Source organism: Vreelandella indica (assembly GCF_037070225.1).
GTDB classification, from domain to species: domain Bacteria; phylum Pseudomonadota; class Gammaproteobacteria; order Pseudomonadales; family Halomonadaceae; genus Vreelandella; species Vreelandella arctica.
Genome location: NZ_JBANSO010000032.1, coordinates 16133 through 41790, shown reverse-complemented (window position 1 = coordinate 41790; position 25658 = coordinate 16133). Strand labels below are relative to the sequence as shown.

Below are 25658 nucleotides of genomic sequence, written 5' to 3'. Positions count from 1 at the left end.
CGAGGCTGCTCGGGTGGCCGGCCGGGTGGCCGCTTCAGGTGCGGTGCCGCCAGCTTCTGCAGGCCGGAGTGACTGCGCAGTCGGCCCAGGTACTCGATGTCGCGCTCTTCCAGGGCCTCCAGCGTCGCGTTGTCGGTGAAACCGGCGTCGATGCGCACCCGAACCTGGGCGCCGGTGCTCTCGTTGAGTCGCTTCACCAGGTGCGGGATCCAAGTGTCGGCGTTCTCGGCCGGGCCGGCGTTGCCCTCGCGCAGCAGCCCACCCACCATGTCGCCGGTCTCGGCCAGCGAGGCGACCAGCGGCGAGTAGATGCGGGCCCCGTAAAGGCCATGATAGGCCGACCCGCCCTGGTGGCCATGCACCTTGATCGGCAGGCCGTCGATGTCCAGCGTCAGCTGCTTGGGACGTTCACCGTTCTGCAGCGAGGTCAGGCGCCAGACCACCAGCCGCAGCAGGCCTTCGTGCACGGCATCGATATTGTCGTTACGACCGAGGCAGCTCAGCAGCCGCGACAGCGTGGCTTGAGACGGCCGGTCCTGGGCCAGGGGCGTTGTCCCGCGCGCATCGCTGCAGGCCAGCTGCCAGAGCGGATCACGGCGCAGCGTGTCGGTATCGCTGAGGTCGATCCAGCCCATCGCACGCTGCAGCACCAGGGTACGCAACTGGCTGGCCAGCGAATGAAGGATGCGCAGCGGGTGGCGTCGATCGACCAGATTGTCTTCCAGCGCCTCAATCACGCCGCTGTTGTCGAGGGCCTCACGCAACAGCAGAGCGCCGCTGTCGCTGGTAGTGCGCTGGCCGCTCAGCTCAACACGGACAGAGCCGTTGCATGAGGGCGTCCAGGTGGATAGGCTTTCACCCATGGCGAGTGGTCCTCTTGAATCGTGTTCTGGCAGGAACATCCTGATTCTACAAGAGAAAACCACTTGCCATCTTCGTTTTCAGGTCGGCCTCATGAATAAGCCGGGTTAATGACATCTGATTGATCATCACTGATAGCTTTTGGCAGCAAGGACCGACTGATTAAGCTCAATAGGTTTGTGGACTATTCGGGTGGCATGCTTAAACACCATCAAGCTAGCCGAGCGACGTACGGGACGCGACGCCCCAGCAATGGCTATATGAGTCAGTGCTACCCGTAGCCGCATAAAAATATGTCCGGCAGGCTGATTTCCTTTGCCGTCCTCGATAACTTGTTTGGCGGGGCCTTTCTGTCGACCAGAGTGCTCTATAGGTCTATGCAGGGCTGAATTCTGGGGTGAAGCGGCTCTCTAATAGCAATAATCAGTATGGCGGTTGGCCTGCTGTTATTTGTGCTGTTTACTGGCTCAACCGTTTTCCTATTACGTGCCATTGTCGAAACCTTTGGCCTGTATATAACCAACCTGCTGTCCATGGCGTTCTGGAATGACACGCTGGCACGTTACTCCAGCGAAGGCTGTATCGTAGAAAAAAGCAGCGTAGTGCCGTCGAACTCGCCGAGGGGGTAAATGCGGCTTCCCCCGTCTGACAAAGCAAATCTCGATTGCTTGGCCTCAGCATCAGAATAAGAAAAGATCATCTAATGGCAAGAGCAACGGCTCTACACTTATAAAGCTTTACTATCACGATCATCTGTATAGGCTATTAAAAGTAGAGTTATATCTCGTAAAAACGCTCGGAAACATAAAATTAGCAGGATTAGGCAATCTTCAGCGAGGAATACACCTACTGCTCGTTGCCATCCCTCTCTATCATTTCTCTCACGGTCTTAACGGCCAAAACATGCCGCCACCTGGCGCCCACCGCGATATATATCAGCCATATACTGGCTCTAAGCGGACGGGCATAAAGACTTCATTTTCCAGGTTATGCGGATATGTCATTCAATGAGAGGAATTAATTCCATGAAATACTCCACTATTATTATGCAGACAATTACCGCTAGCGCTTTAATCCTGGGCATGGCCGCTCAAGCTACCGCTGCAGAGTCAAACCAAGCTGGCTTCGACACTAGCAGCTCTACTCATGGCGGCACACGGGAAGGCAGCCCTCAGTACCGTGTTGAAGCAGAAGATGGCCAAGCCATTGAGTATCAAGAAAACCAGTCTTACCGCACTACGTTCGAGGCTGGCAGCCCTGCACTGGGCGGCACACGTGAAAGAATGCATCGTGACCTTGTTGAGATCGAGAGTAATCAGACCATGTCTCAACAGGTTGCTCATTCCGATCATGCTGACAACTTAGTACGCGGCACACGTGGCTAAACCCAGCGTCAATATATCGCGCCGACCTAGCAACTAAAGCGGCGCAGACATTTCGGGCCACCCAATCGGGTGGCCCGTTCTTGTATATAAGCAACGACAGTGACAATATCGCTGAAAATGCAGCCTAAGCAAGCATGCTTATGCGTGTTTCACCCCGCAACTTGATCATATCGGTCCGTGGTGGTGCGCCAAACATGCGGCTATATTCGCGGCTGAATTGCGACGGGCTTTCGTAACCAACTCGATAACTGGCCGTAGAGGCCTCAAGACCCTCTTTGAGCATCAACAAGCGTGCCTCGTGCAGCCTCAGCTTCTTCTGGAATTGCAATGGCGACATGCAGGTAACCTGCTTGAAGCTGTGGTACAGCGCAGATTCACTCATATTCACATCTTCCGCCAATTGCCTCACCCGCAGTGGCTCGGCGAAACGATCCTTCAGTACCGAAATCACCTGGAAAATTCGGTTTGACTGGCTGTCGATGGAAGCGAACTCACGCATGCGAGGGCCCATCTCGCCAACCAATGCACGGTAAATAATCTCGCGCCGAATCAGCGGCGCAAGTACACGCGCATCGGTGGGGGTGTCAAGCAATCGAACTAGCCGGGTCATTGCTTCCAGAATTTCCAGGTCGACCGAGGCGACACTCATGCCGCAGGCTGAATGTGGGAAGGCACTGGATTCGGTGACATGAGTGGCATCGCCCAACTGCAGCACCAGTTCGGCAACTTCGGCAGGGTCGATATTGATCTTAACGGCTAGAAAAGGATTCTCCGGCGAGGCATCTATCACCAGCTTGTTCACCGGAAGATCGACGCTGGAAACCATATAGCTGAGAGCACCGTAAACGATTTCACGATTCCCCAACTGTACAGTTTCGCGCCCCTGAGCAATAACACAGAGCGACGGCTCGTATACTGATGACATGCAACTGGTAGGCGCATCCGCTCGAAACAAGTTTAAGCCTGGAATAGCTGTTTCATATAGGCCCTCTTCACTCACTCTGGACGAGACGAGATCGGCAAGTTGCCGGCACATTGGGGCGGCAGTTAACTGCGCAGGAACTGACAAATAATTTGGATAGGCAATATTACTCATGACTGACCTCTCAATACGTAGAGGCAGTATACAGGATTAGGTAAATCATAGCCCGCTAACAAAAATGTCAAAAAAGCAGATAATCCACTGGGAAAATTACTCAAACCTAGGCTGTGCAGGCACTATGCTGGCACCATTGGTTGAGTTTAAGATTGTTTTTTTGATATTGGATTGTTGCAGTTTCATTAAAAAAATAGGATTAGGCAAATATTTCGTAGTAATGTGCATACCGTTACGGCTCCTCCAATCGAAACGACACCCAACGACCTCGATCGAGCTGCATTTTTGTTGCTCTTTCCTAAGGCTTTGTTTTCCTAATTGTCGATATGTTGTCTGCTGGCAGACGATGCTGGGCTAACCGCATTGCAGGAGGTCATCACCGTGGTCGGCCTGCCGATGTTTATTCTGGTGTTTATCATGATGTTCGCATTGTATCGCGGCCTCTCCCATGAGGATCTGAGCGAAGTAAGGGTACGAAGTAAGGGTAGGCAGCCCAGGCAGGAAGAGTTGAAGCCGGAAGATTAGGTGACGCACAACCTTATCCATCGCAGACCCTGCTCTTCTGGCGGGGTGGGCGTTGAAAGCTCAAGCTTACGACATCGTTCTCTTAGCAGCACATAAAGTGAAGAAAGCTTCGGCACTAAACTTAATTCAAGCTAAGCTTGATATAGGGGCTAGTGATATAACAGTAGCTTCTAAATAAAGAGCATAATAATTAACAATGAAGAGAAGGAGGCAAAATGGCGGTCAAACATACCCCAACAAATGAAGTGCATAAAGGATCAATAGGTGGCAAAACGGGTTGCGGGTTTGATACCCGTGAACACTCTTCCCACTGGGTAGCCATCTGAACGAATTAGCTGCGCTAAAAATGGGTGTAAGAACTAATATCCCAACCCAACAAAAAAGCCCACGACTAGGTCGCGGGCTTTTCTACAATTTGGCACGCCCGGCAGGTTTGAACCTGCGACCCTCGGCTTCGGAGGCCGGTTTCAATTTTACAGCCCATCTTTTTTATCACCGGAAAAATTTATAAAATTAAATATAAAACAATAGCTTATAATATTAATCACTGCCTTAAAACTCTTCACCAAAACACCAATTAACGCCATACTGTGCCTTTTGGCGGCACAATATTGGCACACACCGTGACTTTTCCGCGCCCTGTTTTTGACCGGATTTGACCTTTGGCCAACGCGCAATATGTGCCTGTTTAAATGATTTGGCTACGCGTAAAACGCCAATAGTGCCACCGCCGAAAAACGCAGCACCATACGCACAATCTGCCCTTACCACTACCATGTAAACTCATCATCAACGCCAACACGCGAACGGTTTCGGCTTTGGAGGCCGGCATGTCATCTGCTTATCGCAGCAAGTTGCCCATAGGTATTCAAACGTTTTCGGATATTCGGGAAGGCGGCTATTACTACGTCGACAAAACACCGTTTATTGAGCAGCTGACCCATCAGAACAAATACTACTTTCTTTCTCGCCCGCGCCGCTTTTAAAAGCCTGCTGCTAGATACCTTGGGCTGCCTATTTGAAGGCCGAGATCATCTGTTTCAAGACTTATATATTCATGATAAGTGGGACTGGCAACAGCAGTACCCCGTGGTGCGTTTGAGTTTGGTAGCGGTGTTGCCAACAGCCGTGAGGATTTAGATGCCAACATCCGCTATCAGCTTCAGCAGCAACGGAAAAGCTGAATATTGAAACACCGCCTCCCGAACGCATTGCAGACAACTTTGCCAGTCTGCTTGAAAATGCACGGAGTGTTCACGGCCAACGCGTGGTGGTGCTCATCGACGAGTACGATAAGCCCATTTTGGATAACCTCTTGAATACTGAACGAGCCCGCGAACTTCGCGAGGGACTGAAAAACCTCTAGAGCGCGCTTAAAGACGCCGACCCTCACCTGCATGACCGGCGTTTCCAAGTTCAGCAAAGTCAGTCTATTTTCGGGGCTAAACAACCTCAACGACATTACACTAGATGCCCCTTACGCCGCCATTTGCGGCTACACCGATCACGATATTAATACGGTATTTGCCTCCGAGCTGCCAGGTCTTGACTGTGAAGAGATCCGCGCTGGTACAACGGCTACCGCTGGGGCGGAAAGCACGTCGATACTGTTTATAACCCCTTTGATGTATTGCTGCTGTTACAAAAACGCGAGTTTGGGCCGTACTGGTTTGAGAGCGCCACGCCCAATCTATGTAACGTCCCCTTCACTCCAGCAGTGAACCCCAACTGGTGTTTTCCTACGGCTCGGGTATCACCGTCTGCATCCTTCTGCTGGCCGCCGAACTGGCGGGCTACCATCAGCTATCGCTGTACGACGGTCCTTGGGCAGACTGGGGGAGCGATGAAGCACTGCCAGTGAATTAGGGTGTTGAGATGCCAGCCATCACAGCAATGAACAACCTGCTGTTGGGAGTCAAACGCAGCCACAACTGGCGCTGATGCCTATTGAGAGACAGCACTCACCACTACCGCTACTCCTTGGTGAGTTTATCCCACTCACCATGCTGCCACACAAACCCTTCAATTGAGGCGCTGTAAAGCTCATCATGCCAGGGGCAGGCAATGGTAATTAAGGTACCCAGCGTTTCAGTCTGCCATTGCGCAATAAGCGCTGCCATTGCGCCTAACACTGTCTTCTTGTTGTCATCATCGACATACGCAAACACCGTCACTTTCACAGGCGCTGCCATGTTGATGACTTTTTTAAAGTCAAAAAGCACCGCTTCCACCGTTTGCTTTGACGACGCCAACACACCCCACTCGCTCTCTAACGCCAGCAGAATACGCTGGTGTGGATTATGAAACGTGAAGTCGCAAAGAAACTCCCGTGGACGGCCAGGGGCATTACAATAAACAATCCCGTTAGCGGGAAAAACAGCCGATTGCGCGTTGCAAGCCGCTTCAGCAGCCTGAAAAACGCGAAGCGTATCATCTGCATTATGGGTTTTGGCAACCAAAGTACGCCCACGCGTTTCATCCAACGCTTTAGCAAACGATACAAAAAAGTAGGGTGCATCAAATGTCATCATCCGTTCCCTTTACACATTACCCCTAGGTTAGGTAGCGCTGCTTTTACGCCAGCAGCATTTTCGTATACTCACGCTGCTGTTTTATCGCGTCGTCTAAAATAGCCAGCAGCTTGTCGTAATCCTCTGGCATGTTTGCATCCATGCCGGCTTCCTCAAAGCTCCTTAGCGTGGCTTGGGTGTCGCCGACGAGCGCTTGAAGCTCGTGAATTACGCGCTGGTGATCATCAGGCGTCATGCTGGCCCTTGGGTTTGGAGTGTCGATAACACGCTGGTAAAGCGTTTGGCGATTTGCATCTCAATGTTTTCGTGTTTACCCAGAGTAAGTAGCTCAACCTTGCGCAGATAGTTCATCACCGCTTCTTGCTCACGGTAGTTTTTTAACCCTGAGGTTACTCGACCGGTTACAAGTTATTACCCGTGTCTGCTAACTACAGAGAAATGGCCTTCATTCACAAAATCCATTGATAAACTTTCTCATTATACAATTAGTTCTTAGGACTTACTTTGAGACGTTTACACTACGCTGTGTGGTACGGTGATAGTGCTAGCTGATTTTTACCCATAATAATAAAGCAGGGCATTCTATGACCTCATTTCGCCATCTTCTCAACGTTAAAGAGCTAGGCTACGGCACCACGCCCATTTTGCTGATTCATGGCTTTGGTTGCGACCAAACGGTATGGCGTCGCCTTCTTCCAGTACTTGAGAAAGACTACCGACTGATCCTAGTCGACCTTGCAGGTTTCGGCGGTGCCGCACCGGAAGCCTACGACAAAGCGCGGCATGGTACGTCCTCCGGTCATGCGGATGACATCGTCGCCCTATGTGATGAATTAGGCTTGGAAAATGCGCTGATGCTTGGCCACTCCATCGGGGGGACCATCGGTATGCTCGCCTCTATCCAACGTCCCAAGGCCTTCCGCCGTTTAGTGATGATTTGTAGCTCTGCGCGGTACCTTGACGACCCTCCTGACTACCAGGGTGGCTATACGCATGAGCAGCTTGATAGCCTGATGCTTCTTATGGAGCAGAATTACCTCGATTGGGCCGGTACCGTCTCGCGGGTGGCGCTTGGCGATGCTGCCACTGAGACTCACCAGCAGAACCTGCAACAACGCTTTCTTTCCGTATCACCTGAGGTACTGCGACCACTGGCAAGAAGCATTTTTCTCGGTGATACCCGCCACCACCTGCCCAGCGTCACGGTGCCTAGCCTAATCATTCAAACTGCCCGCGACGCCATGGTGCCTCTCGAGGCAGCCCAGTACCTGCAACAGCACCTCCCCGATGGTGAACTCGTGGTGCTGGATGCAGGTGGCCATTATCCCCAGCTCACGGCCCCTGACATCTTGGCTCAAGCCCTGCGGGAGCGGCTCGACATGCAGAAAGGCTGATCCCTATGAGTTTGAGAGCTTCCGATTTGGCCCGCTGGTGGCAGTTCGCTCCGTCTGGTCAGGTGGTTATTGATGAGCAGGGCAAAGTTCTGTTGGCCAATTACACCCTCCGTGATTGGCTAAGCTGCTCGACAAGCCAGCTGATTAACCAGCCGGCAAGCGACCTGTTTACGGTTGAGTCGCGCATGCTGTACCTCGGGGTTCTAGCGTATCGACTCACCGATGTAGGAGCAGTTGATGAAGTCCATCTCAACCTACGCTTGGAAAATGACGATGCCCTTCCAGTACTCTGCAGTGCGCGCCGCCTGGGCGCGGAAGAGCCCTCCCTGACGTTAATTTCGATGCTGCCCATAGGCCGTAAGGATCAACTAGAACGCGAACTGCTAGAAGCTCGCCAGGCAGTCCAACACGCTCTGGAGGAGAAAAATGCGGTCATCGCCGAGCTAGAATCGATGCGCGCCACATTAGAATCGCACAACTCGGAACTACAGCGTCTCACCATGCAGCTTGGCCATGAGGCTAACAGCGATGCGCTTACCGGCTTGCCCAACCGACGCCATTTCGATCTCGTGCTGCAGGAGAGACTAGCCTTAGCAGCCGTCGCTCGTTCCTCTGATGTTTTCAGCGTGGCTATCTTGGACATCGACCACTTTAAGCCAGTCAACGATGAACATGGGCATGCTGTCGGTGACCATGTCCTACAACAGCTTGCTACGCTGCTTTCATCGCAACTACGCGGCCAAGATATTGCCGCGCGTATCGGCGGCGAGGAGTTCGCCCTGCTGATGCCGGACACCTCCATTGATGAGGCAGTCAACGCCTTGGATCGCTTGCGCCTTGTCATTGAGACGTACCATTGGCAACCAGTTCCCATCACCGCCAGCTTGGGCGTGACAGGCTATCTGCCGGAAGATACGAGCGAAAGCCTGATGGCGCGCGCCGACGACGCCCTATATGCGGCCAAACACCAGGGGCGTAACCACGTCGCACGAAGATGAAGAGGAGCTTGTCATGCAAGCCAGAGCGACAGCACTAAACGCACGGGATGATATTGAGCTGCCTTACCGGATACGAGATGTCGCCGCGGATGTTGGCCTACTCATGGTCGCCACCACGTTTACTCTGCTGGGAGGCACAGGTCTCATCGGGCATCTCCTCGGCATTGCCTATCCGCTGAGCGGTGTGATGGTGGTCGACGCTGCCTTAACTGGTTTCCTGGCTGGCCTCTGCTTGTTGGGTTGGCTGTTTAATCGGCACTGGCTGAACTACTTGGCAGCCATGCCGTTGGCGGTGGTCACTCTCTACACCCTAATACATAACGGCTTAGCCGATGGGCCCTGGGTAGGAACGTCTTGGGTGACCGGTGGCCCAAGAATTCTCTCGGCGGCGGCGTTTCTGCTCTTTCTAGTGGCCCAATGCACCGCTCTAGGCATGAAGCGGCCTTGGCACCGGTTAGTCTGGGCCGTTAGTGGGTTGCTAGCACTAGGCGCGGGTAGCTTTTCACTGCTGCTAATGCTGCTTCCGGCTAGCCGTTTAGATTGGGCAGAAGGCTTTGTGTCTGCCCCTATACTGGCCACCCTTTACGCCCTGCTGGGTGGTGTTACTTTCGTTGTCGCCGCCTGGCGCGGTAGTCGTCGCTTGATTCCCCTGGGCAGTCTGACCAAGATCGCCGCCGTTGCTGGCGTCATGGTCAGTTGTCTCGCCTGGTACACCCTGAGCTGGAGCGCTCAGAACGATATGCAACGTCAGGCAGCCATCTTGATAGATAATGCTGCTCTCAATGCACGCCACATAATGAAGACACAGCTGGAATTTATTCAGCGTTTGGCATGGCGTAGGGGGTTAAATGATATTCCTGAACTGGTGGGCAATTGGGAGCACGATGTTCAGACCTACTTTCGACATGCCCCTTATTTAAAGAGCCTTGCCATACTGAACCCTAACGGGAGCCTTGAAGATCTGCGCGTTTCTAATGAGGAATATCAGCGCCACTTTGTTCAGGAGATAAATCTATCCCGCCTTCGCGATGAGCTACTCTCTGGGTGGGAAGAAGCGTTGGCATACACGATACCGAGCAACCCGAGGACGTTACTGATTATCGCGCCCTTAGGTAACGGCACAGGCAGCCGTCTAATCGCGGAGGTCGACTTGGTGGGGCTGCTTGAACACGAGCTTAGCCTACCCTTAAACCTTTTGCGGCTTTCAGTCGGTGGAGACACACCTTATCTGGTCATAAGGCACCCTGACCGTCTGGCCCACGGCAGTGGTAAACGATCTCTCCCACACCTTGAACGTCGCCTTGTCGGCCTTCCCGGCGGCACTCGCTTAACGCTTGATGTCCATATGAACGCCACATCAAGCATGCTGCAGGCAGGTGTTATGCCGGCAGGTTTTGCTATCGCTGGCCTGACGCTCAGTTATCTGCTGGCCCTGAGCCTGGGGCTGGTCAGGCTGGTGGTCTGGCGCTCACGTGAGCTGTTGAGTGCCCGACAGCGCCTTGAAGCGCAATACGACCTCGAACAACGTTATCGTTCACTTTACCTCTACCATCCTGATGGCGTCTTTTCGCTCGACCATGCAGGCCATATTGTTACCGCGAATGATGCCTGCAGCAAAATTACCGGGCGCACCAACGATAAGATAATCGGACGTCATTTTTCTACCCTATTGCAGCCTCAAGATATCGAGCGAATGCAGGCTCTTTATGCGTCGACATTGTCCGGACACCCCACCCAGGTGGAACTGCAGATAACCAGGAGTGATGGGCATGGGCGGTTCCTTGATTTGACTACAATGCCGATTATTGTTGACGGGGAGACACACGGTGTCTTCGGCATCGTTAAGGACATTACTAAACAGTATGAGCAGGAAGCCCAACTGGCTTATCAGGCCTCCCATGATCTGTTAACCGGCCTCCCGAACCAAACGACCCTTGATGAGCGCCTGAAGGAAGCGTTTGATCAGGCGCAGCAGTCGGGCAGCTTACTGGTCGTGATGCATCTCGACCTGGACGGCTTTAAGGCGGTTAATGACGGACTGGGCTATCACATCGGCAACCAACTCTTGGTGGCGGTGACCGACCGACTGCAGCCGCTAACCGGGCCAGACGATACGCTGGCTCGCCTCACCGGTGACGAGTTCGCCCTACTGTTCAATCATCTCCAGGACCATCAGGCCGGGGGCGATATGGCCGAGCAGATGATTGATGCACTGTCAGCGCCTTTCCAGCTCGAAGGCAGGGCTGTCCATATCAGTGCCAGCATAGGCGTCGCTTGTAATGCCGAATCTTGTGAATACGCTTATGAGCTGATGCAACGCGCCGACCTTGCCATGACCGACGCCAAACAAAAAGGGCGCAACACCTGGCAGTGGTATCAGGGCGAAGAGCAGCGCGTAACCGAAGCATCCGTTACCCTGCGACACGGCTTGCATACAGCCTTGCAGGATGATCAATTCGAACTCTACTACCAGCCCATCGTGGAGGCAGTGAGTGGTCGCATCCGTGGATTGGAGGCGTTAATCCGCTGGCAACATCCCGAGGGAGGTATGATCTCGCCAGGAGAGTTTATTCCGCTTGCAGAGCAAACGGGGCAAATCATTCCAATGGGGCGCTGGATTATGCGTCAGGTGTGCCAAGATGCTGCAACCATGCTGGCTGCAGGCGGGCGTAGGGTGCCAGTAGCTGTCAATATCTCATCGCTTCAGTTTCGAAGAGAGGGATTTCTTGACGATCTTCATCAGGCGCTAAGTGCTTCTGGCCTCCCACCCGAGTTTCTGGAACTGGAGGTTACCGAAAGCGTTCTGCTGGATGGGTCTGAACAGGCCACTGAGCTGATCAATCAGCTCAACGCCATGGGGATTAAGGTGGCACTCGATGACTTTGGCACCGGTTTCTCCAGCCTGAGCTATCTGCGTGATCTGCCCATTCACAAGATCAAGCTAGACCGAGCCTTCATCAAGGACATCACGACCGACAAACGCAATGCCGCTATTGTGCAGGGGATTATCACCATGTCGCACCAACTGGGTCTGCTAGTGGTGGCCGAGGGCATTGAGGAGCTCAAACAGCAGCAGGATCTCGTCCGCCGTCACTGCAATCTATTGCAAGGGTTCCACTTCGCCAGGCCTATGCCGTTAGAAGCCGTCATGCAACTGCCGGATCAGTTACCTGCATCTTCTCACGCCTGAGGTTTAGACCTCTGGCTCCATGTCTATTAGTCACAGGTTTCAGGCATACGGTAGCTCTAGACATAGCGAGGAAGGAAGGCGGAGAAACGTGTGTGATATCGAGCGCCATCACAAATGTTATGCAAATCAAAATATAATTTCCCGCTTGTAACTTAACCTTACTAGCCCTGCGATCACGCCCCATAAGAGGGAGTACAAGCATCATGATCGTGTAGATCAATTGACAATGGACACATTATGATTAGTTTATAGGATCGCTTGGCACCTATCTGCAATCCACCGAATGTATCGCATTAGCAGGGGTAATTACCGTGGCATTTTCGTTGGATGATAGTACTGAACAGCTGGCGAATACTTTACCAGTGGTGGCCCGCCTATTTGATATTAGTGGCGCTGCGATTTCTTTATTCGATGACCATGACAGGTTGGTTTATGGAAATGCCCACTACTATCAACTCATCTGTCATACGCAAGGGTCGCACCCAACTTGGCCGGATGTCGTACGTGACAATTACGCCAAGAGCCAGGGGCTAATTATAGAGACGGAGGATATTGAATTATGGATTCGGTTGGCGCTCGCAAAGCGACGCAAGCAAACCTATCGCCAGTTTGAAATTGATGCATGGGATGGCCGCTGGCTGCTGATGACAGAAACCCTGATTCCGGATGTTGGCCTGCTCGGTATCGGTGTGGATATCACCCAGGCAAAGACCTTAACGACGGCATTAAAACGAGAATACCAGAACGCGCTGGTCAAAGCGGAAACCGACCCACTAACTGATATGGGCAATCGCAGAGCGCTAGAGCGTTTGCGTAAGATACTCGTGAGTAAGGGACGCCATTTTCAGGTGACTGCGTTGATGATAGATATTGACCAGTTCAAGCCCTACAACGATAGGCTGGGGCATTTGCAGGGTGACCTTTGTTTACAGCAGGTGGCCCTGGCGATTCAGAATAGTCTAAGAGAGTGTGAAGCTTACGCAATAAGATTAGGGGGTGACGAATTTCTGGTGCTACTACTGGATGCACCTTTATCAAAACCACAGCAAGTGGCTCATCGAATTAGAAACAGTTTACTTAGAAGTGCCATTCCCCATCCTACGACAGATTCTGGTCTTGTTACCCTCAGCATGGGCCTTGCCAGTCGGGACATCATCGATCCAGAAGGCTTTTCAACGTTACTTAAAGACGCTGACGATGCGCTCTATGACGCTAAACGTAGTGGGCGTGACTGTATCAACGGCCTTAGAAATTGGTAGCGTTGATGAGTAATCGCTACAGGCTATGCGCAAAGTCGCTCCCGTTTGTTGACTTGATTAAGTGTCTGAGGCTGCGCCTATTAACTCATCAGAGTGTATTGACATGGCGCCGCTCTTTATCACCGTGGCCGCTTCACATCGAGCGTCTTTATGAGAGCGGCTCACTCCCATTTCCTTGCGGGTCGCTGAAGCAGTAAACCAATGTCGCCAGTACGAGTACGCCAGCAAGAAGGAAGAATAACAAGCAGTACTGCTCGCTTGGAAACAGTTGATTTTCATATGCAATACTCATTATCCATCCGCTGATGCTTTGAATCAGGGCAACACCGATAAAGCTTAATGCCGTGAGGAACGCCATCCCCCGTCCATAATAGGCTGGCGTCAGAAAGCTTCGACAATGGGACATCAATAACGGATAGTTAAAACCAAAAAGCCCTACAGCAACGAAGGCCCACATCGCAAAATAGGGTCCCTCAGACGGATAAATCGCTAATACAAACAAGGGAACCAAGGTCAACACAGAACTGAAAATCACTAGCTGTTTAGTCCTTTTCAGTAAACGGTCCAATACGCCCAGCATGAAGGTGCCGATCCCCAGCGCAATCGACATCGCCAGTATAATGTTGCCCCGCTCGTCGGTTCCCAACTGAAATACCTCTGCCAGGTAAGGGCCACTCCAAAGTCCACGAATAGCCATCAAAACCGCATAACTAGTCAGAAACATCGGGATAATCGGCCATAGTCCCCGTACGGTGGTGACACACGCCATTCCCTGCAGCAAGTTTATCAGCGAATGGTTTATGCTATCAGGACGGTCCGCCTTCAGCCCCAACAGGCAACAGCTAGCCGAAAGTGCGGACAACACTGTGACAAATAGAAGTGCAGACCGCCATCCCAGCCATTCGGCAAGAAGGGCCAACGGGGTAGTGCCGAGCAGATCACCGATGCTGCCAACCGCAATTATTAATGTGGTGTAATAGGTAAAACGGTCAGGAGGAAAATTGTGACCTATGAATAGCATCGTCCCGGTGAATATAGGCGCACAGCCGACACCAATAAGCACCTGTCCAACTAATGCGAGCGAAGATGAACTGGCTGTTGAAAAGAGTACCGTGCCTAGTACTGCTAGCCACATGAATAGAGCGATGCTTAGACGCGCACCAAGTCGATCCAGCGCCAGGCCACTGGGCACTTGGGCAACTGCAAAACTAATAAAAAATGTCGACGAAAGCAGCCCCAGGCCACCTTCACTTAAGGCAAGATCAGATGATATTTCCGGCGCAATCACCGAGATCATGCTGCGATAAAACAGGCTGATCGAGTAGGCGAAACAAAGTATTAACATGTTACGCATTTAACGTATCCATAAGCAGAGACTAAAATTTTTGTTGAATTGGGGTGCTCAGGTAGGGTGTTCGGAATATCAAGCAACTTTTATCACTGCATGCAGGCCAAAGCTCACCGAATAAGCAATACTTGTACTTCGTCGGGAGTCATCCGCCGGAGCCGGAGACCGGCGTATCCGCGCGTTTCTCGTCTCAGAAGAATTAGTGATAAATCCTCGGCCCGCATGGCTAGGCGCTTGTGATACACCGATCAGTAGTCGTCAACGAGCAGCTGCCATTGCTGTCGTGTTCTCCTTTTGCGCCCTTCTTCGGTTCTGTTTTCTCGCGTTTCCTGTCGGTCAAGGCTTCTTCAATCGCTACTGCTGGGCAGCCATACCTGCAAGCAGGCCCTGGGCCATTTAGCAGACAACATGCCTGGCGAGCGAAGCTGCTCAAAACTTTGAACGTGACCTGCCCAAACCCGATTCGGCATGCGCCCTATCATCGGCTATCACTGATGGCATCAATACCCATAACGCGCCCAGTCCCATGAACAGCGATAAGGCTGAAGCAGCGGTATAAAGGCTGGCCCGAATTATTTTAGATGAGGTTAATCAATCATCCGGGCCCCGAAAACCAGCCGAAACAGTCTAAGCGAGATTGCTGATTGTCAGCACTCAATGGCGTTCACGGCCAGACCGCCCTTGGAGGTTTCCTTGTACTTAGCCTGCATATCAGCACCTGTGTCACGCATGGTGCGAATGACTTTATCCAGGGAGATGAAGTGCTCGCCATCCCCGCGCAGGGCCATCTGGGCGGCATTGATCGCCTTTACCGAGGCGATAGCGTTACGCTCGATGCAGGGCACTTGCACCAAGCCCCCCACGGGGTCGCAGGTCAGCCCCAGGTTGTGCTCCAGCCCAATCTCGGCGGCGTTTTCCACCTGGCCCACGCTGCCCCCCATCAGTTCGGCGAAGCCGGCGGCGGCCATCGCGCAGGCCGAGCCAACCTCCCCCTGACAGCCCACCTCGGCACCGGAAATGGAGGCATTTTTCTTACACAGGACACCCACAGCACCGGCGGTAAGAAGAAAGTCCACTACGTCACGCTCGTTGGCACCCTTGCGAAACTGCATATAATAGTGCAGCACGGCGGGGATGATGCCGGCGGCGCCGTTGGTAGGGGCGGTTACCATACGCCCGCCGGCGGCATTTTCCTCATTGACCGCCAAGGCATAGAGGTTGACCCAATCCATAGCCGACATCGTGGAGGCGATCAAGGAGTCGTCGTCGTCGCTTTCCAGCATCCGTTGATGCAGCGCTTTCGCACGGCGCCTGACGTTCAGCCCGCCGGGCAGCACGCCTTCGGCCTCAAATCCCTTCACCACGCAGGCCTTCATGGCTTCCCATATTTCGCAGAGCCCTGCACGGATCTCGGCCTCGCTGCGCCACATCTTCTCGTTGGCCAGCATCAGTTCGCTGATGCGCAAGCCACTCTCCCGACACATCCTTAACAGCTCGGCGCCGGTCTGGAAATTATAAGGCAACTGAGAGGTGTCTCTATCTAGCTCGCCACTACTCGCCTGGGCGTCGTCGATGACGAAGCCGCCGCCCACCGAGTAGTAGGTGTTCTGGTAGAGTTCGCCAGCATGGCCGTGGGCGATCAACCGCATGGCGTTGGGGTGGTAAGGCAAGCTATCGGGATGCAACTGCATGTCACGCTCCCACAGGAAAGGCACGCTATGCTGATCATCCAGCCGCAACGTAGACACTTCCCGCAGTTGGTCGATGCGCGGCCCAATCACAGTCGGGTCGATCTGATCCGGGCGCTCGCCCATCAAGCCCATGATCACGGCGTGGTCTGTCCGGTGGCCGATACCCGTGGCGGAAAGAGAGCCGAAAAGCTGCACTTCAATACGCGCCACCTCGTTCAGCAGCTTATGGGCGTGCAGTTCACCGACGAAGTCATAGGCTGCCCGCATGGGCCCCACCGTATGCGAGCTCGATGGACCGACGCCGATCTTGAACAGTTCAAAAACGCTGATGGGCATGTCTCTCCCCCTTAAAAAATGATTGTTGTTATCTGTGTTAGCGATTGAATACCACGGTACGCCTGGCATGCAGGAAGACACGACGCTCCACATGCAGGGCGATCGCCCGGGCCAGGGTTAGGCATTCGATATCGCGCCCTTTGGCTACCAGGTCGTCGGGGTAGTCGGCATGGCCGACCGGTTCCACCCCCTGGGAGATGATTGGCCCTTCATCCAGGTCATTGTTGATGTAGTGAGCCGTGGCACCGACCAGCTTTACGCCCTTCTCGTACGCCTGGTGGTAGGGCTTCGCGCCCTTGAAACCCGGCAGCAGTGAATGGTGAATATTTATCGCCCGCCCCGAGAGTTTTTGACACATCCCGCTGGAAAGCACCTGCATATAGCGGGCCAGAATCACCAGCTCGGCGCCGGTCTCCTCGATCACCTTCGCAACCTGCGCCTCCTGCTCGAGCTTGGTCTCCGGGGTGATCGGAAAATGGTGATAGGGGATGTCGTGCCATTCCGCCAGCGGTGCCAGGTCCGGATGGTTGGAGACGATGGCGCGTATCTCGATAGGCAGCTGGCCGACGCGGTAGCGGTAGAGCAAATCATTGAGGCAATGATCAGCCTTGGAGACCATGATCACCACCGGCATACGTGTGCCTGGGGCTATCAACTCGGAGGCCATCGCAAATTCAGCGGCCCTTTCGGCGAAGCCGGCCTGGAAGGCTTGGGCATCGAAGCTTTCCTGCTCGGGACGAAACTCGGTGCGGATGAAAAAACCGCCACTGAGCCGATCGTCAAACGATTGCTGCTCGGTGATGTAACAGCGCTGTTCTTTCAGAAAGCGTGTCACGACGTCCACGGTCCCAAGCCGACTGGCACACTGGGCGGCCAATATCCAACCATTGTTTTTATCTTGCATAGCATGTCTCTCTCGAACGCAGCCGTCTTTCGTCGGCGCCTTCTATCTCAGGCATCGACGCCGATGGCGTATTCTTTACCGGCATCTAATAGCCAACGATAGAGGTAGTCTGCGAAGCTACGGCGCAATACCAGCTCCCAGCGGTTCTCCGTCGGGCGGCGCAGGATCAGGTTACTTTTAGCAAAGACCGTGGTGACTCCTTTGCCCACTAGGAAAGCCTCGGGATGGACGTCGTAGGCCGTCGACTTCATCAGCAATTCGCGGGCCTTGTCGCCTTCAAGCTCAAGCAGGGTCTGGCCGCCGCTGACGTTGACGATGGCGTAGTGAGCATCGCCCAAAACTTTGCGCAGCCGGTTTTCGAGTTCGAACTCCTCGCCGCCGGGCACGATCAGTAGCCACTCATCCGGCGAGAGCCACTGGATCGAGCACTCGCCACTCTCGTCCCCGATCAGGCCGTTGGGGCGCCCCGGCAGGCCGAAGCCAAGCACTTTGCGTACCGCTTCGTCGAGTACGATGGCACCGCCGCGCAAGATTAAATACCCCAGCATGGCACGCTCGCGCAGCACGACACGGCTCTTGGCGCTGATGCTGGGACGGCCGTTGTTATGGTAAAACCAGGCCAGCGGGGACTCCACCGGCACTGCCGCTTTGGGATGCGTATCGAAGGTTCTGACGTTCTCGGCAATCGAATTAGACATGCTGGCGCTCCCCCTTGGGATCGTAAAAGATAGGGCTGACGATCTCGGCCTCGTGCATCTGCCCATCGACCATGGGCAGATAGACGGTCTCGCCCATCCGCTGTTGTCCGCCCTTGACCACCGCCAAGGCAATACCGTGACCGAGAATGGCGCTGTAGTAGCTGGAGGTGACATGGCCCTTCATGGGCATCGGGATCGCATGCCCCGGGTCGAAGACGATCTGGGCACCCTCCTCCAGTATCACCGTCGGATCCTTGGGTTTCAGGCCCACCATCTGCTTGCGGTCCTGTCGGGCGGTATCCGGGCGTGTCAGGGCCCGCTTACCGATCCAGGAAAATGGTTTGTCGTAACCCACTGCCCACTGCATCCCCAGATCTTCAGGCGTGACTGAACCGTCAGTCTCTTGCCCCGCAATGATCAGGCCCTTCTCTGCCCGTAACACGTGCATGGTCTCGGTGCCGTAAGGCGTCAGGTCATACTTTTCACCATGCTCGAACAGCGTCTTCCACACATGCAATGAATAGTTAGCCTGCACATTAATCTCGAATGAAAGTTCGCCAGTGAACGAGATGCGGAACACCCGTGCAGGAACATCGGCGACCGTGCCTTCGCGCCAATCCATAAACTTGAAGGCGTCACGATCCAAGTCGATATCAGTGATCTCCTCGAGCAGCTTGCGTGCTTCCGGACCAGTGACGGTGATCGTCGCCCAGTGGTCGGTGACCGAGGTGAAATATACTTGCAGCTCGGGCCACTCAGTCTGGTGCCACAGCTCCAGCCACTCCATCACGCCGGCGGCCCCCCCCGTGGTGGTGGTCATCAAAAAGTGATTCTCGCCCAGACAACTGGTCGTCCCGTCGTCCATGAGCATGCCATCGTCTTTGCACATCAAGCCGTAGCGCACACGCCCAGGCGCTAATTTGGCCCATTTATTGGTGTAGACACGCCCCAGGAATTCTCTGGCATCCGGCCCTTGGATATCGATCTTGCCCAGGGTCGTGGCATCCAGTATGCCCACCCCCTGACGCACGGCCAGGCACTCCCGGACCACTGCATCAGCCATGCTCTCGCGTTTGCCGTTGACGGCTTCGGCACCTTCTTGTGGAAAGTACCAGGGGCGCTTCCATTGGCCGACATCTTCGAACTCGGCACCACGTTCCACGTGCCACTGGTGTAGGGCCGTGTAGCGCTCAGGGTCAAACAGGTCGCGACAGTGACGACCGGCGATAGCGCCGAAGGTCACCGGCGTATAGTTGGGGCGGAACACTGTAGTGCCCACATCAGGAATCGTCTTGCCCAGGCAACGTGCGGCGATCGCCATGCCGTTGATATTGCCGAGCTTGCCCTGGTCGGTGCCAAAGCCCATGGCGGTGTAGCGCTTGACGTGCTCAATGGACTCGAAGCCTTCGCGGGTCGCCAGCTCAATGGCCGCCGCCGTAACATCGTTCTGTAAATCGACGAACTGCTTGGGGCCACGCAGCGTCGATTTCTCATGGGGCACCTGATACAGGGCGCAGGCGGCACCTTCGCGGCGAGCCTCAACCTGGGGCAGCTCAACCGCCTGGACAGACCGGCCGAGCGCCTCCAGGGCACGGGCAGCCATGGTAGCGCCATCGGCCAGCCCTTCGGCCAGGTCATGGATGCCGCGGGCACTGCCCGCGGCGTGCACGCCCTTCACCAAACTGGGCACGAAGCCAAGAATCTCGTCGTTCCAGGTCGGCCGCGCGCCGGTGTGGGAGGCCAGGTGGAACACCGGGCTGTAGCCGCCGGAGGTGGCGATGGTATCGCACGCCAACGTCTCAGCCTGACCGGTCACCTTGAACGCATCAGCGTCGATGGTGGCGATGCGGGCGCCGTTTACCCGAGTGCCTCCCTTGGCTTCAAGCACAGCACTGCCGGTGATAATACGAATTCCTCGGGCGCGGGCTTGCTCCACCAGGTCGCCATCCGGCGCCTTACGGGCATCGACGATGGCCACTACCTTTCGGCCGGACGCTGCTCCCAGGTCATGCCAGTCCAGGGCGGCGCGGTAAGCGTGGTCATTGCTGGTCGAGAGCACCAGCTTATTCCCAGGTACCACACCGTAGCGGCGAATGTAAGTAGAAACGGCACCGGCCACCAGGTTGCCCGGCACGTCGTTATTGGCGTAGACCAGCGGCCGCTCGTGGGCGCCACTGGCCAAAAGCACTTGGCCAGCGCGCACGCGATGCATCCGCGACCGGCTGGGGCGATAGCCGTTAATCAGCGGAGCGGTCTCGCCGAGATGCTCGGTGCGCCGCTCATGCAGGGTGACGAAGTGGTGGTCATGGTAGCCATTGGCGGTAGTACGCGGAAGCAAGGTGACGTTATCCAATGCGGCGAGTTCACCTATTACGCGCTCCACCCACTGGGCGGCAGGTCGGTGGTCAAGCTGCTCGCGACTGTCGAGCAGCGAGCCGCCCATCTCCTCCTGCTCGTCACAGAGAATCACCCTGGCCCCGCTGCGTGCTGCGGTCAGTGCCGCCGCGAGGCCCACGGGACCGGCACCGACCACCAGGAGGTCACAGTGCTGGTGCAAATGGTCGTAGCTGTCCAGATCGCTCTGCATAGGACTGCGCCCCAGTCCTGCGCCCTTGCGGATGTACTTTTCATAGGTCATCCACATTGAGGCCGGCGCCATGAAGGTCTTGTAGTAGAAGCCCGGCGGCATGAAGCGCCCGCCCAGCTTGCCCACCAGGCTCATAACATCGCGCTGGACGTTAGGCCAGCCGTTGGTGCTCTGCGCCGTGAGGCCGTTGAACAGCGCTTGCTGAGTGGCGCGCACGTTGGGCACTTGAGCAGCCTCGGTACTGCCTAACTGTACCAAGGCATTGGCCTCTTCAGCGCCAGCAGCGACGATGCCCCGCGGCCGCGAGTACTTGAAGCTGCGGTTAACGATGTCGACCCCGTTGGCCATCAGCGCCGAGGCCAGGGTATCGCCGGTATGGCCCTGGTACTGTTTGCCGTTGAAGGTGAAGCCCAGTGAGTGGGCGCGATCGATGCGTCCGCCTTCGCTAAGACGGTTCGGCTGTTTTAACGACTGTTTCAAAGACTTGCTCATGCCTTGACTCCTTCCTGACGCTCGACCACTTCCGCCTCGGCAGCGGCTTTCTCAGCGGCGACCTGCTCGGCGGGTTTGCCCTCAGGATGCTCGGCTGTGAAACGCGGCGGCTCACCGATCTTGTAGGTCTCGTATATTTCGTAGGTCACGGTATTACGCGTGATGTTGAAGAATTTGCGACAACCGATGGCATGCACCCATAACTCATGGTGGATGCCACGCGGGTTGTCGCGGAAGAATAGGTAATCTCCCCATTCTTTATCGCTACAGGCCTCGGGATGCTCTGGGCGAGCAAGGTGCGCCTGACCCTTGGCATGGAACTCCTCTTCCTCGCGAAGCTCCCCACAGTAGGGGCAATGGATATGGAACATGCTACTGACTCCTTTTAGTGGGCCACGCCTGCGGCGCCGTGCTCGTCAACCAGTGCCCCGGTGTGAAAGCGATCAATGGAGAACGGTGCGGCAAGTGGATGCGCCTGGTTCTTGGCCAGTGTCCAGGCGAAGACGTGACCGGAGCCTGGTGTGGCCTTGAAGCCACCGGTGCCCCAACCGCAGTTGAAGAACATTCCCTTCACGGGCGTCGCAGAGAGGATCGGGCAGGCGTCTGGGCAGGTGTCGACGATGCCGCCCCACTGGCGATTCATTCGCACCCGGGAAAATATCGGGAACATCTCCACAATAGCCTGCAGGGTGTGCTCCACGGTGGGATAACTGCCCCGCTGGCCGTAGCCGTTGTAGCCGTCGATGCCGGCACCGATCACCAGATCACCCTTGTCGGTCTGGCTGATGTAGCCGTGCACATGGTTGGACATCACCACGGTATCTAACACCGGCTTGAGCGGCTCGGAGACCAGCGCTTGCAGCGGGTGGGACTCGATGGGCAGCTTGAAGCCTGCCATCTTGGCCAACACGCCGGAGTTGCCCGCAGCCACACAACCCACTGTCTTGGCCTCGATGTCGCCGCGATTGGTATGCACCCCGTAGACGCGGCCATCGCGAATCTTGAAGCCAGTGACCTCGGTGTTTTGGAGAAGATCGACACCCAGCGCATCGGCTGCCCGGGCATAGCCCCAGGCAACGGCGTCATGGCGTGCAACCCCGGCGCGGGGCTGCCAGGAGGCCCCCAGCACCGGATAACGGGCATTTTTCGAGCAATCCATGATCGGTACGATCTCCTGCACGCCTTTGGCGTCCAGCACCTCGCCGTCGATGCCGTTCAGGCGGTTGGCGTTAACCCGGCGCTTGATGTCGCGCATATCCTGCAGGGTGTGACCCAGGTTCATGACGCCGCGCTGGGAGAACATCACGTTGTAATTGAGATCCTGAGAAAGTCCTTCCCACAGTTTCATTGCATGTTCATAGAGCGCCGCGGATTCATCCCATAGGTAATTGGAGCGCACGATGGTGGTATTGCGTGCGGTGTTGCCGCCACCCAGCCAGCCCTTCTCAACCACGGCGACGTTGGTGATGCCATGCTCCTTGGCCAGGTAGTAGGCCGTGGCCAGGCCATGGCCCCCACCGCCGACGATAATCACGTCATACTGTTTCTTGGGGGCGGGATTACGCCATTGGCGTTCCCAGTTTTCATGATGACTAAGCGCGTGCTTGGCCAGTCCGAAGCCTGAATAGCGTTGCATAACTTTCTCCTGAAACCGCTCCTGACTCGTGAAGGCGATTAGACCGCCGATGCGGCGTCAGCCTGGGCGTGGGCCTGCTGACCGCTGGTAGCAGCGGCCTCGGCGTAGACCGGATGGCGCTCGCAGAGCTCAGCAACCTTGTCGCGCACTTCCGCCTCCACGGCATCGCTGTTACCAAGCTCGGCCAGCACATCAAGGATGTCGCAGATCCAATTGGCCAATTCAGCGCATTCGCTTTCGCAGAACCCGCGTGTCGTGGCTGCCGGTGTGCCGATACGCAGCCCGGAGGTGACGAAGGGGCTCTCAGGGTCATTGGGCACCGCATTCTTGTTGACGGTGATATGAGCCCGCCCGAGTGCCCCGTCAGCATCCTTGCCGGTGACGCCCTGCTTGATCAGCGAGACCAGGAAGAGGTGATTGTCGGTGCCCTTGGACACAACGTCATAACCGCGAGCCATGAACACTTTGGCCATGGCCCGGGCGTTATCGATCACGCGCTGTTGGTACTGCACGAACTCCTGGCTCATAGCCTCTTTGAACGCGACCGCTTTAGCAGCAATCACATGCATTAACGGGCCGCCCTGCTGGCCTGGAAAGACCGCGCCATTGAGTTTCTTGTACAGCGCCGGATCGCCATGGTCAGAAAGGATCAGCCCACCCCGCGGGCCGCGTAAGGTCTTATGGGTGGTGGTGGTCACCACATGAGCGTGGGGGATCGGGCTCGGGTAGTGGCCAGCAGCGACCAGGCCCGCGACGTGGGCCATGTCGACCATCAGCCAAGCGCCGACCTCGTCAGCGATGGCACGAAAACGCCGCCAATCGACCACGCGGGCGTAGGCCGAGAAACCGGCAATGATCATCTTCGGCTTGTGGCTGCGCGCCAGGCGCTCGACTTCTTCGTAGTCGATCTCGCCGGATTCCGGGTTCAGGCCATATTGCACGGCGTGATAGTGCTTGCCGGAAAAATTAGGCGCGGCGCCGTGGGTCAGGTGGCCGCCGTGGGCCAGGCTCATGCCCAACACGGTATCGCCGGGCTTGATCAGCGCCATGAAAACCGCTGCGTTAGCCTGAGCACCCGAGTGTGGCTGGACATTGGCATACTTGGCCCCAAACAAATCGCAGGCACGGCTTATCGCCAACTGCTCGACCACATCGACGTGCTCGCAGCCACCGTAGTAGCGCTTGCCGGGGTAACCCTCGGCGTACTTGTTGGTCAGCTGGGTACCCTGGGCCTCCATCACCGCGCGGCTGGCGTAGTTCTCGGAGGCGATCAGCTCGACGTGGGCCTCCTGGCGAGCCGCCTCGTCGGCAATGGCCGCAGCGATTTGGGAATCAAAGTTGGTAAGAGAAGAACGGTTCATGGAAGACTCCTGTTGTTCTTAAAAGTGGGCAGGGCGTTTCCTCGAATCTATCGGCAACCCGCCATGATGAGAAATTTGAAATCCTTATGCGCAGATAATCGCTGCACAGCTCATTCGTTTCACGTCTCGATTAAAGGCGATAGTGAGGGGTAAAGATTGAACAAATGCGACAGGTTTCCTGAACTCTCAGCACAGCAAGCTACCCGCTCCCTTTCAGCAGAAAGCGTCAAGTGGACTTCAAGGAAGCCCTGGGGGAGCCCAGGACAAAAGGAAACGAGCCAATACTCAGAGCGTCAGGTGGCTATCGACATGCAGGAAGAAGGGGTCGACCCGGTCGCTGCCGGGCTCGCCGGAGCGCTTGCGCATCTCCGACGGACTCATGCCGAAGGCGCTACGAAACCGGCGCGAGAAGTGGGCCGTATCTGCGAAACCGCAGCGCTCGCCGATCTCGGTGACGCGCTTGCCAGTATAGTGGAGCAACCACAGGCCATAGCGCAGCCGAAGGTCGCGGGCAAACTTCTGCGGCCCGACACCCAGTGTTTCACGAAAGTGGCGCTCCAGATTGCGGCGTGAGGTTCCCACCCGCTCTGCCAGCTCATCTATCGTGATCGCCACGCCCAGGTGCTGCTCGAGCACGGTGATGGCGCGGCGCACCAGACGATCCTCGATCTTGCCGAACACCACCGGCTGCGGCTGGGGATGGGCGCTGGTGCGGGCCTCGTCGAGCAGCATGATATGCAGGCTCTTCATGGCCCACGCCTTGCCCAGATGCCGCTCGACCAGATAGGCGGCCAGATCGGCGGAGGCCGCCCCGCCCGCGCAGGTGAGGCGGTCCCCATCGTCGATGAAAAGGCGATCGGCGACCGGCTGGATGGCAGGAAAACGCTGCATCATGTCGCGGTGGTGATACCAGCTGACGCAGCAACGCCGCCCCTTCATCAGCCCCGCCTGGACCAGGGCGAAGACCCCGGTGCATAACCCCACCAGCGGCACGCCCGCCTCGGTCGCCTGTCGCAGGTAGGCCAGAGCGGTGGAATCCGCCCAGTCGCACTCATCCAGCACGCCACCGATCACCACGATGTAGTCGAACTCACCGGGGACCCGGAAACGCTCGCAGGGCGAAACAGCGGCACCGCAGCTCGAGAGCGCCTCCTGCCCGGTGCTGGTCATGAAGGTCCAGTGGCAGCTCAGCTGGCGGCTGCGGTCTCCCTCGTCGGCGGCCAGGCGCAGACAGTCGACGAAAGCGGCGAAGGGCAGCAAGGTGAAGCGGTGCAGCAGGACAAAGCCGACCGAGAGATGCTCATCGCGAGAAGGGTAAATCGAGGCGTTTTCTGGCGTCATGGCAATCCATCCTGTAGACCCTGTT

The 25658-nt window shown here is 55.9% G+C and carries 21 protein-coding genes and 1 pseudogene; 9 read left to right on the top strand and 13 right to left on the bottom strand.

What is annotated here, in order from left to right:
• Positions 1-902, bottom strand: a 902-nt coding sequence (locus V8L71_RS18040) for an IS1380 family transposase (protein ID WP_336275006.1), incomplete at its 3' end; no start/stop codon positions are given.
• A gap of 387 nt (positions 903-1289) precedes the next feature.
• On the opposite strand from V8L71_RS18040, the gene V8L71_RS18035 reads away from it, so the two are divergent.
• Both V8L71_RS18035 and V8L71_RS18030 read left to right on the top strand, forming a co-directional pair.
• On the top strand, positions 1290-1490 hold the full coding sequence (locus V8L71_RS18035) for a BCCT family transporter (RefSeq protein WP_336275005.1): 201 nt from the start codon (positions 1290-1292) through the stop codon (positions 1488-1490).
• Positions 1491-1886: 396 nt separating this feature from the next.
• Complete coding sequence (locus V8L71_RS18030) at positions 1887-2246, top strand: hypothetical protein (protein ID WP_336275004.1); 360 nt, start codon at positions 1887-1889, stop codon at positions 2244-2246.
• A 124-nt stretch (positions 2247-2370) separates the two neighbouring features.
• Here the strand turns inward: V8L71_RS18030 and V8L71_RS18025 are convergent, their stop codons facing one another.
• The gene (locus V8L71_RS18025) at positions 2371-3282 is read right to left on the bottom strand and encodes an AraC family transcriptional regulator (RefSeq protein WP_336275008.1); all 912 of its coding nucleotides are present in this window, start codon (positions 3280-3282) and stop codon (positions 2371-2373) included.
• A gap of 378 nt (positions 3283-3660) precedes the next feature.
• On the opposite strand from V8L71_RS18025, the gene V8L71_RS18020 reads away from it, so the two are divergent.
• From V8L71_RS18020 to V8L71_RS17995, 3 genes and pseudogenes are all read left to right on the top strand, one after another.
• Positions 3661-3867 carry a hypothetical protein gene (locus V8L71_RS18020; RefSeq protein ID WP_336275003.1) on the top strand — a complete coding sequence of 69 codons (207 nt, stop codon included), beginning with the start codon at positions 3661-3663 and terminating at the stop codon, positions 3865-3867.
• 830 nt (positions 3868-4697) lie between these two features.
• Positions 4698-5554, top strand: a pseudogene (locus tag V8L71_RS20785) (ATP-binding protein); the annotation flags it as partial.
• 44 nt (positions 5555-5598) lie between these two features.
• Positions 5599-5733 carry a hypothetical protein gene (locus tag V8L71_RS17995; RefSeq protein ID WP_268746289.1) on the top strand — a complete coding sequence of 45 codons (135 nt, stop codon included), beginning with the start codon at positions 5599-5601 and terminating at the stop codon, positions 5731-5733.
• A gap of 107 nt (positions 5734-5840) precedes the next feature.
• Here the strand turns inward: V8L71_RS17995 and V8L71_RS17990 are convergent, their stop codons facing one another.
• Together V8L71_RS17990 and V8L71_RS17985 are read right to left on the bottom strand one after the other, a co-directional pair.
• On the bottom strand, positions 5841-6398 hold the full coding sequence (locus tag V8L71_RS17990; RefSeq protein ID WP_336274999.1) for a hypothetical protein: 558 nt from the start codon (positions 6396-6398) through the stop codon (positions 5841-5843).
• Positions 6399-6441: 43 nt separating this feature from the next.
• Positions 6442-6633, bottom strand: a complete 192-nt coding sequence (locus V8L71_RS17985; protein ID WP_336274998.1) for a hypothetical protein — start codon at positions 6631-6633, stop codon at positions 6442-6444.
• Positions 6634-6982: 349 nt separating this feature from the next.
• Between V8L71_RS17985 and V8L71_RS17980 the strand changes: the two genes are divergently transcribed.
• The 4 genes from V8L71_RS17980 to V8L71_RS17965 all read left to right on the top strand — a co-directional run bounded on the left by V8L71_RS17980 (position 6983) and on the right by V8L71_RS17965 (position 13239).
• Positions 6983-7792 (top strand): alpha/beta fold hydrolase, encoded by an 810-nt coding sequence (locus tag V8L71_RS17980; protein WP_133731911.1) that lies wholly within the window; start codon positions 6983-6985, stop codon positions 7790-7792.
• Positions 7793-7797: 5 nt separating this feature from the next.
• Positions 7798-8790, top strand: coding sequence for a GGDEF domain-containing protein (locus tag V8L71_RS17975; RefSeq protein ID WP_336274997.1), 993 nt, complete (start codon positions 7798-7800; stop codon positions 8788-8790).
• A gap of 13 nt (positions 8791-8803) precedes the next feature.
• Positions 8804-11980 carry an EAL domain-containing protein gene (locus V8L71_RS17970; RefSeq protein WP_336274996.1) on the top strand — a complete coding sequence of 1059 codons (3177 nt, stop codon included), beginning with the start codon at positions 8804-8806 and terminating at the stop codon, positions 11978-11980.
• 311 nt (positions 11981-12291) lie between these two features.
• Complete coding sequence (locus V8L71_RS17965; protein WP_336274995.1) at positions 12292-13239, top strand: GGDEF domain-containing protein; 948 nt, start codon at positions 12292-12294, stop codon at positions 13237-13239.
• A gap of 148 nt (positions 13240-13387) precedes the next feature.
• Here V8L71_RS17965 and V8L71_RS17960 read toward each other — a convergent pair whose 3' ends face one another.
• The 9 genes from V8L71_RS17960 to V8L71_RS17920 form a co-directional block, all read right to left on the bottom strand.
• Positions 13388-14593, bottom strand: coding sequence for an MFS transporter (locus V8L71_RS17960; RefSeq protein WP_336274994.1), 1206 nt, complete (start codon positions 14591-14593; stop codon positions 13388-13390).
• A 641-nt stretch (positions 14594-15234) separates the two neighbouring features.
• Complete coding sequence (locus V8L71_RS17955) at positions 15235-16614, bottom strand: L-serine ammonia-lyase (RefSeq protein WP_336274993.1); 1380 nt, start codon at positions 16612-16614, stop codon at positions 15235-15237.
• Positions 16615-16651: 37 nt separating this feature from the next.
• Positions 16652-17518: a formyltetrahydrofolate deformylase gene (purU, locus tag V8L71_RS17950; protein ID WP_336274992.1), complete on the bottom strand. Its 867-nt coding sequence runs from the start codon at positions 17516-17518 to the stop codon at positions 16652-16654.
• A gap of 47 nt (positions 17519-17565) precedes the next feature.
• Entirely contained in the window at positions 17566-18216 is a 651-nt protein-coding gene (locus V8L71_RS17945) for a sarcosine oxidase subunit gamma (RefSeq protein ID WP_336274991.1), read from the bottom strand.
• Positions 18209-21295, bottom strand: a complete 3087-nt coding sequence (locus V8L71_RS17940) for a sarcosine oxidase subunit alpha family protein (protein WP_336274990.1) — start codon at positions 21293-21295, stop codon at positions 18209-18211. The genes V8L71_RS17945 and V8L71_RS17940 overlap by 8 nt, the downstream gene beginning before the upstream one ends.
• The gene (locus V8L71_RS17935; RefSeq protein WP_336274989.1) at positions 21292-21666 is read right to left on the bottom strand and encodes a sarcosine oxidase subunit delta; all 375 of its coding nucleotides are present in this window, start codon (positions 21664-21666) and stop codon (positions 21292-21294) included. Before V8L71_RS17935 ends, V8L71_RS17940 begins: the two co-directional genes overlap by 4 nt.
• Positions 21667-21680: 14 nt before the next feature.
• Positions 21681-22931 carry a sarcosine oxidase subunit beta family protein gene (locus V8L71_RS17930; RefSeq protein ID WP_336274988.1) on the bottom strand — a complete coding sequence of 417 codons (1251 nt, stop codon included), beginning with the start codon at positions 22929-22931 and terminating at the stop codon, positions 21681-21683.
• Between the two features lie 38 nt (positions 22932-22969).
• Complete coding sequence (glyA, locus tag V8L71_RS17925; protein ID WP_336274987.1) at positions 22970-24292, bottom strand: serine hydroxymethyltransferase; 1323 nt, start codon at positions 24290-24292, stop codon at positions 22970-22972.
• Positions 24293-24577: 285 nt separating this feature from the next.
• A complete protein-coding gene (locus V8L71_RS17920; protein WP_336274986.1) occupies positions 24578-25633 on the bottom strand; it encodes a GlxA family transcriptional regulator in 1056 nt (351 codons plus the stop codon).
• Positions 25634-25658: the final 25 nt, after the last annotated feature.